Source organism: Sulfitobacter sp. IGS-18 (genome assembly GCF_059628195.1).
Genome location: NZ_JCAQIH010000002.1, coordinates 395960 through 410884 on the forward strand (window position 1 = coordinate 395960; position 14925 = coordinate 410884).

15 protein-coding genes and 1 pseudogene are annotated in these 14925 nt (G+C 61.2%); 14 read left to right on the top strand and 2 right to left on the bottom strand.

The genetic code is table 11. From position 1 onward, the window contains the following. Nucleotides 1–18: 18 nt before the first annotated feature. On the bottom strand, nt 19–1590 hold the full coding sequence (locus tag ACWNZ3_RS20015) for an ABC transporter substrate-binding protein (RefSeq protein WP_496902033.1): 1572 nt from the start codon (nt 1588–1590) through the stop codon (nt 19–21). 255 nt (nt 1591–1845) lie between these two features. Here ACWNZ3_RS20015 and ACWNZ3_RS20020 point away from each other — a divergent pair, with 255 nt between their 5' ends. The 14 genes and pseudogenes from ACWNZ3_RS20020 to ACWNZ3_RS20085 all read left to right on the top strand — a co-directional run bounded on the left by ACWNZ3_RS20020 (nt 1846) and on the right by ACWNZ3_RS20085 (nt 13952). Then, nucleotides 1846–2538, top strand: a complete 693-nt coding sequence (locus ACWNZ3_RS20020; protein ID WP_114276932.1) for a GntR family transcriptional regulator — start codon at nt 1846–1848, stop codon at nt 2536–2538. Nucleotides 2539–2580: 42 nt separating this feature from the next. Beyond that, the gene (locus ACWNZ3_RS20025; RefSeq protein WP_496902034.1) at nt 2581–3249 is read left to right on the top strand and encodes a flavin reductase family protein; all 669 of its coding nucleotides are present in this window, start codon (nt 2581–2583) and stop codon (nt 3247–3249) included. A gap of 406 nt (nt 3250–3655) precedes the next feature. After that, nucleotides 3656–4576: a LysR family transcriptional regulator gene (locus ACWNZ3_RS20030; RefSeq protein ID WP_496902035.1), complete on the top strand. Its 921-nt coding sequence runs from the start codon at nt 3656–3658 to the stop codon at nt 4574–4576. A gap of 116 nt (nt 4577–4692) precedes the next feature. Beyond that, entirely contained in the window at nt 4693–5694 is a 1002-nt protein-coding gene (dctP, locus tag ACWNZ3_RS20035) for a TRAP transporter substrate-binding protein DctP (RefSeq protein ID WP_496902036.1), read from the top strand. Between the two features lie 53 nt (nt 5695–5747). Then, on the top strand, nt 5748–6272 hold the full coding sequence (locus ACWNZ3_RS20040) for a TRAP transporter small permease subunit (RefSeq protein WP_496902037.1): 525 nt from the start codon (nt 5748–5750) through the stop codon (nt 6270–6272). Continuing rightward, entirely contained in the window at nt 6269–7579 is a 1311-nt protein-coding gene (locus tag ACWNZ3_RS20045) for a TRAP transporter large permease (protein ID WP_496902038.1), read from the top strand. Before ACWNZ3_RS20040 ends, ACWNZ3_RS20045 begins: the two co-directional genes overlap by 4 nt. Further along, nucleotides 7576–8220 carry a glutathione S-transferase family protein gene (locus ACWNZ3_RS20050; protein WP_496902039.1) on the top strand — a complete coding sequence of 215 codons (645 nt, stop codon included), beginning with the start codon at nt 7576–7578 and terminating at the stop codon, nt 8218–8220. The genes ACWNZ3_RS20045 and ACWNZ3_RS20050 overlap by 4 nt, the downstream gene beginning before the upstream one ends. Then, nucleotides 8217–8789, top strand: coding sequence for a carboxymuconolactone decarboxylase family protein (locus ACWNZ3_RS20055; RefSeq protein WP_269360454.1), 573 nt, complete (start codon nt 8217–8219; stop codon nt 8787–8789). Before ACWNZ3_RS20050 ends, ACWNZ3_RS20055 begins: the two co-directional genes overlap by 4 nt. Then, nucleotides 8782–9657, top strand: a complete 876-nt coding sequence (locus ACWNZ3_RS20060; protein WP_496902040.1) for an amidohydrolase family protein — start codon at nt 8782–8784, stop codon at nt 9655–9657. The genes ACWNZ3_RS20055 and ACWNZ3_RS20060 overlap by 8 nt, the downstream gene beginning before the upstream one ends. A 1-nt stretch (nt 9658) precedes the next feature. Then, nucleotides 9659–10459 (top strand): SDR family NAD(P)-dependent oxidoreductase, encoded by an 801-nt coding sequence (locus ACWNZ3_RS20065; RefSeq protein WP_496902041.1) that lies wholly within the window; start codon nt 9659–9661, stop codon nt 10457–10459. Between the two features lie 86 nt (nt 10460–10545). Further along, a pseudogene (locus ACWNZ3_RS20070) lies at nt 10546–10659 on the top strand (IS6-like element ISPmar1 family transposase); the annotation flags it as partial. Between the two features lie 285 nt (nt 10660–10944). Next, a complete protein-coding gene (locus tag ACWNZ3_RS20075) occupies nt 10945–11901 on the top strand; it encodes a Bug family tripartite tricarboxylate transporter substrate binding protein (protein ID WP_496902042.1) in 957 nt (318 codons plus the stop codon). A 66-nt stretch (nt 11902–11967) separates the two neighbouring features. Further along, on the top strand, nt 11968–12453 hold the full coding sequence (locus ACWNZ3_RS20080) for a tripartite tricarboxylate transporter TctB family protein (RefSeq protein WP_496902043.1): 486 nt from the start codon (nt 11968–11970) through the stop codon (nt 12451–12453). Beyond that, complete coding sequence (locus tag ACWNZ3_RS20085; protein ID WP_496902044.1) at nt 12450–13952, top strand: tripartite tricarboxylate transporter permease; 1503 nt, start codon at nt 12450–12452, stop codon at nt 13950–13952. Before ACWNZ3_RS20080 ends, ACWNZ3_RS20085 begins: the two co-directional genes overlap by 4 nt. An 87-nt stretch (nt 13953–14039) precedes the next feature. Here the strand turns inward: ACWNZ3_RS20085 and ACWNZ3_RS20090 are convergent, their stop codons facing one another. Next, complete coding sequence (locus ACWNZ3_RS20090; RefSeq protein ID WP_496902045.1) at nt 14040–14924, bottom strand: pyridoxamine 5'-phosphate oxidase family protein; 885 nt, start codon at nt 14922–14924, stop codon at nt 14040–14042. Nucleotide 14925: the final 1 nt, after the last annotated feature.

Genomic DNA, 14925 nt, shown 5'->3' on the forward strand with positions numbered 1-14925 from the left:
CCGCCCCAGTCAGGGAGATTACTTGGTGACGTACCACATCCGTGGTTTGTTGTCGGGGAACTGCGGGAAATCGCTGAAGCCCTTTGACACCGCCCAGGCCATCGGCTGCTGGTGCATCGGCATCATGATGATCTCGTCCTTGGCGATCTTCAGCGCATCGGTTTCCATCTGGAGCCGGGTGTCACGGTCCAGTTCCACCGCTGCGGATTGGGTCAGCTTGTCCAGTTCGGGATAGGACCAGTCGCCCCAGTTGAACACGCCCGAGTTGCCGTCCTTTGAATGCAGTATCTGAACGAGGATCGAATAGGTATCCAGCATCGGCAATGTCGCCCAGCCGATGGTGTAGACATCTGCCTTGCCGTTCGCGCGCTTTGGCGTCTGCTTGGCGGTCGGCCCGATATCAAGCTTGGGCGTGAGCCCGATACGAGACCACATCGAGGCAATCGCCTGGCAGAACTGCTCTTCGTTCACATAGCTTTCATTGGTGCAGACAAAGTCGAACTCGAACCCCTCGGCAAAACCCGCTTCGGCCAGCAGCGCCCTGGCCTTTTCGGGGTCATAGGCGACGGGAACGTCCAGCGCCTCGGAATAGCCGGGGATAGAGGGTGCAACCAGCGTACCGGCATTGCGTGACTTGCCCCGCATGACCTTGTCACGGATCAGCTCCATGTCCACGGCCATCTGCATCGCCTGGCGCACCCGCAGATCGTTCATCGGGTTTGTGCCCCCGGCCACCAGCGCGTCGCGCCGGTTGAAGCCCAGCATCACGGTGCGCAGGTCGGTGCGCTCAAGCACCGTCAGATTGTCCGCCTGCTCAAGGCGCGGCAGATCCTGCACCGGGGCGCTGTCGACAAAATCGACTTCGCCTGACAACAGCGCCGCAACCCGGGTCGCCGCGGAAGAGATCGGCTGGAACTCGATCCGTGTCAGGTTATGCGCGGGATCGTCCCACCAATTCCCGTTGACGGTCAGCACGGTCTGGGCCTCCGGGGTGCGGGATTCCAGCTGGAACGGGCCGGTGCCATTGGTGTTGAAAGTGGCATAGCCTTCGACGCCCGCGCTCACATCGGTGGGCTTTTCGGCGTTGTTGGCAACCAGCCAGCCTTTGTCAAAGATGTGGATGTTTGTCAGGTCATTCAGCAACAGCGGATAGGCGCCGGTCAACTCGATGTCGATGGTGTGGTCATCGACCACCGTGGCGCTCTTGTAGGCCGGCAGGTTCCCCTTGAGCGGCGATGTCTCGTCACTCACCCGCTCCAGTGAGGCCAGAACATCTTCGGCGGTGAAATCGGCACCGTCGTGGAATTTGACACCCTGGCGCAGGGTAAAGCGCCAGGTGGTGGGTGAAACGATTTCCCATTCGGTTGCCAGTGCCGGTTCGATCTCCAGATCCCGGTTATAGCGCACCAGGCCTTCGTAAATGTGGTTCAGGAAGTTGATCGTATAGCTGTCGCCGTAGGAATACGGATCAAGCGAGACGATATCGCGGGGTGCACCCCAGCGGATCGTTTCGGCGCTGGCAGCACCGGCCAGCAAGGCTGCGGCGGCCCCGCAGATGGCCGCGCGCCGGATGGTTTGAAGTCGTTTCATCGTGTTTCTCCCAGTTTTTTGCATACGGTCACTTGATAAATTGTATACATTTTATGTCGGAACTTTCTGAAGTGACGTCGAATTTCCCTTGAAAAACTGAGGGATTCTCCGCCATGCAGCCATTTATTTCCTGAAAGCTAGCGAGAAAATTCCGTTCTGACTACAAAAAAGTTAATTATTGTATTCAATCATTGTATCCAATAGGATGAATGCACTAACCGCTGACTTCCGAAGGCGATATGGTATAGGTCCGACATGTATAAATCCGCGACACGCAGCTTTCCGGTCTATGATTCGCTCCGGCAGGCAATCATCGAACAGGCGCTCAAGCCCGGCGTGAAACTGCCCGAGGATTCGATTGGCGAAACCTTCGGCGTCAGCCGCACGACCGTGCGCAATGCGCTGGTCCGGCTCGATGCCGAGGGGCTGGTCGATCTGCAGCCCAATCGCGGCGCTTCGGTCGCGGTGCCGACCATCGAAGAAGCACACGACATCTTCGAAATGCGGCAATGCCTTGAACGCGAAGTGATGCAACGTCTCTGCGCGATGGACCCAAAGCCCATCGTCAAGGCGCTCAGGGCGCATCTGGCCGAGGAAAACAAATATCTCCACGTGGACACCACACGGTCGATCCGGCTGGCAGGTGAATTCCACATCCTGCTGGCAGAGCTGACCGGCTCCAAGATCCTCGCGAACTACGTCAACGAGATCGTATCCCGCTGTTCGCTGATAATGGCGCGTTTCGCCCAGGCGCATTCAGCGAAATGCGGGCTGGATGAACACACAGAGATCATCGCCGCCATAGCGGACAGGGATGCCGAACGCGCCATAGCGCGGATGCACCGGCACCTGCACGGCGTTCAGGACCGCGCCCTGCTCAAACCCGACGACGCGGAAAAGAACAACGTGAGCGATATCCTCGCCCGCTATGTCACCCCGAACGACTGAGCTGCCGCGCGCCTCTTGCCGTTTTCAACATTCGAGATGCCCATGAACCGCACTGCCCCAGTCTCCGACCGTTTCGATTTTGCCGAACTCGGTGCCCGCGACCGCTACAAGCTGCTGATCGGATCGGTGGTGCCGCGCCCCATCGCATGGGTGACAACGGTGGATGAACGGGGCCGCCCCAACGCCGCACCCTTCAGCTTTTTCAACTGCCTGTCGTCGGATCCGGCAATCCTCGCGCTTGGCGTGGAAAACCACTCCGACATGCGGTTCAAGGACACCGGCCACAACATCCGCGTCACTGAGGAATTCACCGTCAATATCGTCGGCTTCGACAACCTGGATGCAATGAATGTGACCGCCGTGCCCTTCGGCGCAGGCGTGAACGAGCTGGAGATGGCGGGGCTGACAATGATCCCGGGCGAATTCGTCTCCTCTCCGCAGATCGCCGAAGCGCCGGTGCGGTTCGAATGCAAACGCCATGTGACGCTCAACATCGGCAAATCGCGGGAAATCATTCTGGGCGAAGTGCTGGCGATGCACGCAAGGCCCGGTCTCGTGAATGACCGTTTTCATGTCGATGCAGCGGCCCTCGACGCTTTGGGGCGCATGGGCGGTCATGGCTATTGCCGTTCCAATGCGACCTTCGATCTTCCGACCATGTCCGAGACGGAATGGAACAGCCGTCAGCACCAGAAAACCGCTGGCAGGTAAGGGCGAAGCTGCGACGGAAAAGCTGATCCCGGGCGGACGTGCTGTTCAAATGCAGGACGCCATCGGGCTGGCTTCCGCCGAATACGCAACTTCGGCCCTGAACGGATACCCACGGGAAACGAAACTCTCCTAGGGAACCGCTGAACCAGACCTGCGCACCACAGCTGGGCGCGGCAAAGGCAATAGGCAGGGCTGCTGTCACGCATCACCCTTCAAGGGACTTTCCCGCTCCTTTTCAGGCCGGGCACCCCGGGTTTCCCTTTCTCCGCCTCCTGTGTTGCATAGTGGCAGGATGTGCGGTTGGGTTTATACAGGTCGCAGGTGCTCATCCCCCTGACAGAACTTTCAAAGCCACACCAGCGCGTCCGATGAGCCCCTGACCGCAAAAGATGAACGGACAGATAGTTTGCCAGACTGGGAACCAGACATTCGCACATTGAGGTGTTTCATTACCGTCGCTGAAGAGCGGAACATCACGCGCGCCGCCCGTCGCCTCAACATTGCGCAACCGGCGCTCAGCCGGAAGATCGCCAATCTCGAACACGATCTGAACCTCGCGCTTTTCGAACGCTCGGTCAGGGGGGTCGAGGTGACACCGGCAGGAAAAATCCTGCTGGATCGTGCCTATACGCTCTTCGGGCAGCTCGCCCAGACCTATCACGACGTCACCGCAAGTTCCGAACGGCCGGTCGGCACGGTCGTCATCGGCATGCCCCCGACCCCGGGCGAATTCATCGCACCGCCATTGCTGCGGCGCGTCACAGCGCGTTTTCCGGACATTGAACTGCGATTCAGGGAAGGCTTCAGCCGCGATCTGGAGGATTGGCTGCTCACCGGTCAGATCAGTCTGGCTGTCATGCACAACCCGCCGGACCGCGTGGATATCACCGCCCAGGAATTGCTGATCGAAAAGCTTCACCTGATCGGGCAGACGGGATCGCTCGACAAACCCTTTTACACGCTTGCAGAAGCCGCATCATTGCCGCTGATCATGCCGTCTCGTTCCAACTATCTGCGATTGCTGGCCGATCAACATGCGGAAAAGATCGGTCGCAAGTTGAACGTCACCCAAAGGGTCGATGGCGTCTGGCACCTGAAAGCACTGGTCCGGGATGGGCACGGTTTCACGCTTCTGACATTCGGCGGTGTTCTTACCGAATTCCACCTGGGGACGTTGATTGCCGTTCCGATTGTCGAACCGGAAGTTCAATGGCGGCTTTGCACCGCGATCAAATCCGACCAGCGGCAGAATATGGCGATCAAGGCAGTCGAAACCGTCATCGCCGAAATCGTCGGGGAACTGGTGGAACGCAATATCTGGCACTAGCCATACCCTGACAGCATGAAAGTCATGTTTATCTAGCATTTTTCGCATGCCTTCCGTTCTGGCAGTCATTTACCGGTACAGCGATTGGAGGAATCGCTGAAATGGGAGGAGACTGCATGAGAACCCTGATTTCCGCGACAATTGTGGCGACTGTTCTGGCCAGCGCCGCATGTGCCGACACTTTCAAGTGGATCACCTACAAGCCGCGAGGCGCGGGTGATGCACAGGCGATCACAACACAATGGTTTGCCGATCAGTTCGCAGAGCGGACCGGTGGCAAGCATCAAATCGACATCTTCTGGGGCGGTTCCGTTGCAAAGGCCCGCGAGATCCCCGAGGCGCTGGCCGCAGGCGTGGGCGACTTCGGCGATGTGATCACGCCCTATTTTCCGGACCTTCTGCCGCTGAACAACGCCGTCGGCTTCTACATCCCGCAACCGATGAAGACCCAGGGCGTGGGTGAAGCGATGGCGACCTGGCACAAGGACTATCCGCAGTTCGGTCAGGAGCTTGCACAGCAAAATCTTCACGCTGTCGGCTTTCGGCCCCTTGAGAACTACGGCCTGCTCTGCACCAAGCCGGTCCGTTCGATTGACGATATGGCCGGTCTGCGGATCCGCTCTTACGGCTTTGCCTACCCCGCGCTGATCGAGGCGATGGGGGCGACGCCGGTGTCGATCTCGACCTCCGATTCATATGAGGCCCTGCAGCGTTCCGTGATCGACTGCACGCCCATCGGACCCGCCCTGGCGCGCGGCTGGAAATATGACGAGGTGGCCAAATACTATATCGAAGTGCCCTTCGGTGCCTCGTTCGGCCATATCATCGCGATGAACCTCGACAGCTACAACGCGCTGGACGCGGAAACCCGCGCCGTGGTCGATCAGCTCGGGCATGATTACCTGATGGAATACAGCCGCATGCTGGATGAGGATGACGCGCGGGTGCGCAAACTCTGGCAGGGCGATCTGGGCGTGGAAGTGATCGACTTCCCGGCGGGCGAGCTTGAAGCGCTGGTTGCCGACGACAAGGTCCAGGCGGTGCGCAACGAATGGATCGAAAAGGCCAAGGCCCTTGACCTTCCGGTCGATGACATCGTCGCCAAGCTGACATTCTGAACGTCGCATATTGGCGCGGGCCGCGCCCGCGCCAATGTCGCAGGAGAATTCCGATGCAATATACAATGAAACTGCGCGCCGCATTCGGCCGTGTGCTGAACCTCTGCGGGCTGCTGGCGGGCATCACGCTTATGGCGGTGATGGTTCTGGTCGTTGCGAATGCGCTGCTGCGGTACCTGTTCAATACGCCTGTTGCGGGCACGCTGGAACTGACCGAAGGCGCGCTTCCGATCATCGTGTTCCTGTCGCTTGCCATGACGCAATACGAGGGCGGGCACATCAAGGTCGTGCTGTTGACCCGAACCCTGCCACAAGGTCTGCGCCGCGCCGCCGTCGTTCTGGCAATGCTGGCCGGGGCCGGTTTGTTTGCCTGGGCAACCTATGCGGGCTGGAAGCTGGCTGCGAAATCCTTTGCCATCGGCGAAATCGAGCGTGGTTCGATCCGTTACCCGCTCTGGCCGGTCAAAGGCGCAATCGCCTTTGGCATGGCGCTTCTCACCATCCAATTCTTGATTGACGCGGTTCTGGCCGCGCTTGGCGGGGCGCTGCCCGATGCCGAACCGGAGGAAATCGAATGAGCAATCTGGTTATCGGCCTTATCGGGACGCTGGGCCTTTTTGCCGGCATCCTGCTTGGCATCAATGTGATGGTGGTCCTCGGCCTTGTCGGGGCGCTTGGCCTCGCCGCGCTGGTCGGGTTCCACGCTGCCACGGCGTTGCTCTCGACGGTGTTCTTCGACACCACACACTCGTTCCATTTCTCGGTGATCCCGCTGTTCCTGCTGATGGGCTTTTTCGCCATGCGGGCGGGGCTGGGCGAAGACCTGTTCGAAGCCGCGTCGAAATGGCTGGGCGGGCTGCGCGGCGGGCTGGCGATTTCGACAACGCTGGGCGCCGCCGCTTTCGGTGCGGCCTCGGGCTCATCGGTCGGCACCGCGACCGTCTTTACCAAACTTGCACTGCCGCAGATGCTGAATCGCGGCTATGACAAAAGCCTTGCCTCGGCGTCGATTGCCATTGCCGGCACGCTTGCGGTGATGATCCCGCCCTCCGCGCTGGTTGTCGTTTATGGCATCCTCACCGACAGTTCCATCGGAGCGCTGCTGATTGCGGGTTTCATCCCGGGCATTCTCTTTGCCCTGATCCTCTGCGTGGCGATCTGGGTGCGGGTGCGGATGAACCCCGAACTTGCCCCGATGGAAACCACGACCTATTCGCTGCGCGAAAAGGTCCTGTCGCTGCGCATGGCAGGCCCGCTGGTGCTGATCATCGCGGCCATCGTCTCGGGCCTTTACCTTGGCATCTTCACACCAACCGAAGCGGGCGGGATCGGCGCGATGCTGACGCTGATCCTGGCGCTCATCCGACATCGCGGGTTCAAGAGCATCGCCCTGAAAGACACGCTGATGGAGACGATGCGGACAACCGCGATGATCTTTGCCATCCTGATGTGTGCACTGGTCTTTTCAAAGTTCCTCGCGCTCTCGGGTGTCACCAACAGTGTCGGCGGCTTCCTGACCGGGCTTGAGGTCAATCGCTGGATCATCGTCGCGCTGGTCGCGCTGATCTATCTCGCCCTGGGCATGCTGATGGATGCACCGGCGCTCCTGGCGATCACATTGCCAATCACCCATCCGGTCATGATGAACCTGGGTTTCGATCCGGTCTGGTTCGGCATCTTCGTGGTGCTGCTGGTGGAAATCGGCGCGGTCACGCCACCGGTGGGCATCAACTGTTTCGTGGTGCAATCCGCCTCGAATGGCCGGGTCCAGCTTGAAGACGTGTTCCGCGGCCTGCTGCCCTTCGTGATCGCGGGCCTGGTGATGCTGGTGCTGCTCTGCGCCTTTCCGCAAATCGCGCTCTTCCTGCCGGAGCGTATGCAATGACGGAGCTGCGCAGATTCTGGGACGATCCGGCGGTTGCCGTCGTTCTGCGCAGCACCGAAACCTCGCCCTTCGGGCGCAAGGTCCGCATGGCGCTGATCGCCCTCGGGCTGGACGCGCGGATCCGGCTGGAGCCTGCCGACACGCTGGCCGAAACCGATGGTCTGCGCCTGCAGAACCCACTGGGTAAAATGCCCTGTCTCCTGATCGGAGAGGAGGCCTTTTTCGACAGCCATGTCATCCTTGAGATGCTCGATGCGCTCACAGGCGGCGGTCGGCTGATGCCCCGTGAGGGGCCCGAACGGTTTCGCGTTCTGACCCGGGCGCGGCTGGCGGACGGGATCACCGACGCGGCACTTCTGGTCACCTATGAAGGCCGCTTTCGCAGGTCGGATCAGGCCTCCGAACGCTGGCTGGCCCATCAGAAGGGCAAGATGACCCGCGCCCTTGCCGCTTTTGAAAACGATCTGCCGGATCCGGCCCGTGCGGAGCTGGTCCAGATCACCCTTGCCGCCGCGCTTGGCTACCTGAACTGGCGGCGGCCCCTCGCCTGGCAGGATGCCCATCCAAAACTCGACAAATGGTTGCAGGAATTCGCCCGCAATCACCCCTGCTGGACAAGAACCGAAAGGAAACAGGAATGAGCCTCTGGCCCGACCAACGTCTGCCCGCACCAGACCCCGCAACCTACAACGCCCGGCAGCAGGAAATTCATGATGCCATCGCCAGCGGCCCGCGCGGCGGGGTCCGCGGTCCGCTGGCCGTTTGGCTGCACCGCCCCGAACTGGCGGCCAGGGCGCAGGATCTCGGTCGCTACTGCCGTTACGACACGGTGCTCGACCCCAGGCTTTCCGAACTCGCGATCCTTGTGACGGGCCGGGTGTTCGGCTCGGAATACGAATGGCAGATCCACAAGGGACATGCGCTGCAAGCCGGCCTTTCCCCCCGGATCATCGAGGACATCCGGCAAAACCGCCGCCCCGATTTCGACGATCCGGCAGAGGCCGTGGTTTATGACGTCTCGCGGGCCGCGCATGAAACACGCAATGTCGATGACGCGCTCTATGCCCGCGCGACAGAGGTTCTGGGCACGCAGGCGCTCGTCGATCTCGTGGGGATGCTTGGCTATTACACGCTGATTTCGCTGACCATCAACATCTTCAAAGTGCCCCCGATGGGGGACAACCCGGCCCCGGAGCTTTCCAATGAATGAACGTCCCCTGACCTGGAAACGCTATCCACGCACGACCCGCGCAGAATTGCCCGGGGGCGCGACGGATTGCCATTGCCACGTCTTCGGCCCCCGCGACCAGTTCCCCTATTGCGAGGTCAACAGCTACAAGCCTGCCGACGCGCCGAAGGAAGCCCTGTTCGCGCTGCACGACCAGATGGGGATCGACCGCTGCGTGATTGTGCAATCTGCGGTGCACGGGAATGACAACACGGTGGTCGTGGATGCAATGCAGGCCCGCCCTGGCCGCTATCTGGGCATCGCGCTGGCACCTCCGGATGTCAGCGACGCGGCATTGGACAAGCTGGCAGACCAGGGCTTTCGCGGCATGCGGTTCAACTACATGGCGCATCTCGCGCCGGGCGCCAGCCCCGAGGAGCTGCGCGCACTTGCGCCGCGTCTTGCTGATCGTGGCATGCATCTTCAGGTGCATATGGGCCCCGGCCTGATCGAAACCCTGTCGCCGCTGCTGGCCGATCTGCCCGTGACTGTCGTCGTCGATCACTTCGGCCGGGTGGATGCCGCGCTCGGTGTCAACCAGCCGCCGTTCCAGGCGTTGCTGCGCCTGCTCGATCACGACAACCTTTGGTGCAAGGTATCGGGCTGCGAACGCGCCTCGCGCCAGGACCCGCCCTATGCGGATGCGGTGGCGTTTGCCCGCACCATCGTCGAACGCTTTGGCGACAGGGTGGTCTGGGGCACGGACTGGCCGCACCCCAATTACCGCAGCGACCCGCCGGATGACGGAGACCTGTTCGACCTGCTGCCGCAGATCGCACCCGATGCCCGCGCGCTTCAGGCGCTGCTGGTCGATAACCCGACAAAACTTTACCGCTTTGAGGAGAGCTGACATGACCGGACGTCTGGAAGGCAAAATCGCAATCGTGACCGGGGCCGGCTGTGTCGGGCCGGGCTGGGGCAACGGCCGCGCCACCTGCGTGCGCTTTGCCGAAGAAGGTGCCAGGATCTTTGCCGTCGATCTGCGCGCCGACACGATGGAAGAAACGCTTGAGCGGGTGCGCGCCGTCGGGGGCGAGATTGAACCCTACCTCTGCGACGTGACCGACAGCGCGGCGGTCGAGGCGATGGTTGCCGCCTGCATCGAAAGGTTCGGCACCGTCGACATCCTCGTCAACAACGTCGGCGGCTCGGCCAAGGGTGGCGCGACCGACCTGGACGAGGCCGGCTGGGACCGTCAGATGGATTTCAATCTCAAGAGCGTCTACCTGACCTGCCGCGCGGTGCTGCCGCATATGGCAGAGAAAGGCAGCGGGGCCATCGTCAACACCTCCTCGACCTCGGGCACCCGCTTTACCGGCTCGCCGCAGATCGCCTATGCCTCGGCCAAGGCCGCGATCATCCATTTCTCCAAGGTGACAGCGGTGGAATTCGCGCCAAAGGGTGTGCGGGTCAACACCGTGGTCCCCGGTCAGCTGCACACACCGATGGTCGAGACACGGCTGGCGGGGCAGCGCACGGGGGGCAACGTCGACGCATTGCTGCAATCGCGCGTCCGGCGGATTCCGCTGGGCTGGATGGGTGATGGCCGCGACACCGCGAATGCCGCGCTTTTCCTCTGCTCGGAAGAGGCACGCTTCGTCACCGGCACCGAAATCGTGGTCGACGGCGGCATGAGCGCACGCTGCGACTGACAAGGGGCCTGTCGCAAACTCCGTCCCCAACTGTCAGATCAAACGCTGTTCTGGTTGCGCGTGCTGACAGATGACAGGAGCAAACCATGTCAATTTCATTTTAGGGCGCGCATTCTCCGAAAGACGCGAACTTGCACGCGGTTTTCTTCTACTTGCGCTACGGAGTTTCATATCGGGATCTGGAGGAGTTCCTTGCCGAAGGCCCGGGCGGTCGGCAAGAGCGGCGCCGGGATCGGCAGCGCATTGGCCGCCCGCAGCACGGAAAGCCACAATGATTTTCTGACTGAGAGGCCCGGCGTGTGCTTGTTCGCGTTCGAGGGTCCTCCACGGCAAAGAGCCGGGACCCTCGGAGCCTATAAGTAATTAGCATAACGGCCTGCTACGGCATGGCAGTACCAATATGAAATCACGCAGAAACTGGCCGGACCGGGAGGGAGACCGGAACGGACCCGCTCGAAGAAGGCGTGTAAAAGGGAGGAATTTCCATGCGAGTTATCGTATCTATTGCTGCTGCCCTCGGGATGTCCGTGCTGGCCACATCAGGGGTCGCAGGTGAATGGCCCGAACGCCCCGTCACTTTGATTGTTCCTTATGGCGCCGGTGGGGCGACCGACAGGATTGCGCGTCTTGCGGCTGACCGCCTGTCGACGGAATACGGACAGCTCGTCATCGTCGAAAACAAACCTGGCGCAGGCGGGTCCCTTGGGACCATGCTTGCAGCAAACGCGGAGAATGACGGATACACGCTGCTTTTCGCCAACAATTCCACACATGTCATCCAGCCGCTGATCAACCCCAACCTGCAATGCGATCCCGTCGCGGATTTCGAGCCGGTCGCCAGCCTGACCGATGCGTCGGTCTTCGTCGGCACCTCGAAGGGCCTCGGGTTCGAAAACCTTGGCGATCTCGTTGACCATCTGCGCAAGACGGAAGGCACCACCTACGGTTCTACCGGGATCGGGTCGATGGCCCAGTTCACCACACTTCTGTTTCTGGATGCCGTCAAAGGTCAGGGCAAGCATATCCCCTACAACGACACGAACGAGGCGATGGCGGCGGTCATGTCGGGTGAGATCGACATGCTGATGGCGCCCAATATCCTGCAACAATACGGTCAGGATACGCTCGATGTTCTTGCCGTCCTGTCAGCAGAGCGCCATCCCAAGGCCCCCGACGTTCCGACCGCGGCGGAAGCCGGTTTCGACGTGGAAGTTGTGGGCTGGTTCGGCGTTTTCGTGCCCGATGGGACGCCCGATGACATCGTGCAAAAGCTCTCTGCCTCGATGGAGCAGGTCGTTGCAGATGCGCAATTCCGCGAAACCGCCCTGCTGACCGGGCTGTTCCCCAAATACCGGGACAATGCGACCCTCAGGCAGACCATCCAGGACCATTCCAAGCTGTTCCGCAACATCGGGGAAAGCGCCGGTATCGAACTGCAATGAACCGTCACGGGCTGCCCGCCACAGGGCGGCCCGATTTCGTTTCATACCTCTTCACCGGAGACTGTCGTGGCTCAATTCTTTACCCGAACCCGCTTTCTGTACAGGCTGACATCGCGCGGCAGCCAGAGCGGCCTGACCCTGATCGCCATGTCCGCTGTCGTCATCCTCGAAGCGTCCCGTATGCCCTTTGGCAGCACCAGCCAGATGGGGCCGGGCTATTTCCCCGCCGCCCTCGGCGTCATCCTGTCCGTCTTCGGCCTCGTCCTCCTGGTCGAGGGCTGGCGGACACCCGAAGCCCGCGTGACACCTGGCCCGCTCGGCCCTCCTGCCCTTCTGCTGACGGCCATCGTCGCTTTCGCGGTCCTCTATGAAATCGTCGGCGGTTTCATTGCTATCATCGTCGTGACCCTGATCGCAGCCATGGCAGAGCCTGAGCGGAAAATGGTCGAATGGGTGCTGTTGCCCCTGGCGATCTGTTTCGGGATATGGCTGATCTTTGGCCTGGCTCTTGATTTGCAGTTCAAGTTCCTGCCGCCGGGATTGATGCGATGATCGACAACCTGATCCTCGGCGCGCAGGTTGCCCTTTCAACGCAGACCTTCCTGTTTTGCCTGCTGGGCGTTTCGGTCGGTATGTTCATCGGTGTTCTGCCGGGCATCGGCCCGATGGCGGCGATTTCGATGCTGCTGCCGCTGACCTATTACGTCTCCCCGACAGATGCGATCGTCATGCTCGCGGGCATTTACTACGGGGCGCAATATGGCGGTTCCGTGGCCTCGATTCTGCTGCGGATGCCGGGGACAGCATCCTCGGCCGTTGTCTGTCTGGACGGCTACGAGATGACCCGCAACGGCCGCGCCGGCGTTGCCCTGTTCATTTCCGCTGTCGCCTCCTTCATCGGTGGCAGCATCGGCATCCTGATCATGACCGGGTTCGCGCCACAGATTTCCCAGATCGCGCTGCGCTTCGGCTCGCCGGAATTCTTCATGCTGATGGCCCTGGGGTTGATCGCGGCGGCAACATTGTCAGAAGGATCCGCGATCCGCAACCTCGCCATGGTGGTTGTCGGGATCGTCATCGGGATTGTCGGACTTGACCTGACCTCGGGCACCATGCGTTTCACCTACGGCCAGATGGAGCTGATGGATGGCGTGAGCCTTGTCGCCTCGGCCATGGGTCTGTTCGGCCTGTCGGAAGTGCTGTCCAATATCGGCCGCAAGGAAAACCGCATCGCAACGGCCAAAGTGTCATTCCGCTCGATGATCCCGACGCGGACGGAATTCCGGGACGCGTTTCCGGCGATCCTGCGCGGCTCTGCCATCGGCAGCTTCTTCGGTGCCCTGCCCGGCACCGGATCGACCATCGCGTCGTTCTTTTCCTACGCGGTCGAGAACAAATCCTCCCGCAACCGGAAAAGCATGGGCAAGGGCGCGGTCGAGGGCGTCGCCGGGCCGGAAGCGGCCAACAACTCGGCCGCGCAGACCGCCTTTATCCCGACCCTGACCCTGGGCGTGCCGGGCGATGCGGTCATGGCGCTTTTGCTGGGCGCAATGATTGTCCATGGCGTCGCACCCGGTCCGCGCATGATCACCACCGAGCCCGAGATGTTCTGGGGTCTTGTCATGAGCTTCTGGCTTGGCAACTTCATCCTGCTGATCTTCAACATCCCGCTGATCGGCTTGTGGGTGTCGATGCTGCGCATTCCCTACCGTCTGCTCTATCCGATGATCATCGTTCTCATCCTCATCGGAACCTATTCCATACGGAACTCGGTTTTCGACGTATATCAATTGCTGGCCTTCGGCGTGGTCGGCTGGGTGATGCGCCTGCTGTCCCTGCCTGCACCGCCGCTGGTGCTGGGCCTTGTGCTGGGGCCGATGGTGGAGGAAAACTTCCGGCGCTCCCTTTCCCTGTCGGACGGCAGTTTCGCCATCTTTGTCGAGCGTCCGATCAGCCTGACACTGTTGCTGCTGATTATCGGAGTGGTGCTGCTGCAATCGGGCATGGCATTGATCCAGGCACGGCAGGCTTTGAAACGGGACCGTTCATGAACCGCCGTCAGTCTCGAACTGTGGCTTTGAAAGGATCTTCCATGCGAGGAAAACAGCCCTTCAAACGCCATCATTTCCCTTCTGTCATCATCCTGTGTGCGGTCTGAAGACACCGCGCGGCACCCCATGCTGCGCATACCAGACCTCCTCGGGCTGAACATCCACCACGCGCTCAGCCCCTGCGAAGGCGACAGCACGGGCCGGAGACCAATCGACGCTCGCCCTGCCGGTCAGAAAGATTGCCTCGCCACTGGCAAAATCCGGGATCAACAGCCCTGCGCGGCCCGAAACCTCGATGTTGCCCAGCGTGTTGTAGTAGCGGTTGCCGGCATAATCCGGAAAAGAAAGCGAGCCGTCTGCATTCTGGCGCAGGACACCGGGCACCCCGCCCCGATGGGACACATCCGCCCCGTCAGTTGCATGGGTTGCGATGAAGAAAGTATCCGCTTGCGAGATGATCCGTTGCACGCGTGCATCGCCAATGGCAACGGGCTTGCCTTCCGCAAGCGGCACTGGCGCGGCGGGCGGGCAGATGTCGCGCATCCGGATGTATTGCGGACAATTGCCGTAGCATTGTTCGACCGCGATCGACAGAATATCCTCTGTCGCAGAGACGACAGTGCCATTCACGCGATTGCGCCGCCTGGTCGCGAAGTCCAGCCCAAGCACCGCCGCCTTGCTGCCGGACCGCAGATCAAGGCCGAGCAGATCGGCAAGCACCGGGCGGCCGCGGGCCGTCAGCCGGTTGCGGGTCACCTGTGCTCCCGCTGGCAGCGGGCAGACCGTGGCCCACGGCCTTCCCCGCATGTCCTGCAGACCGACAAACAGCACAGGCAGGCTTTCGAAAAAAGGCTGCAGCAGCAGGGGTATCTCCGGCCGGATCGCGCGGGCGGCGCGTTGGCGCCAACCCGCCGGAACACCAGCGCGATCCTGCACCGCGCGCTCGCCAGCGTGAAAAACGGAACCGGTCATG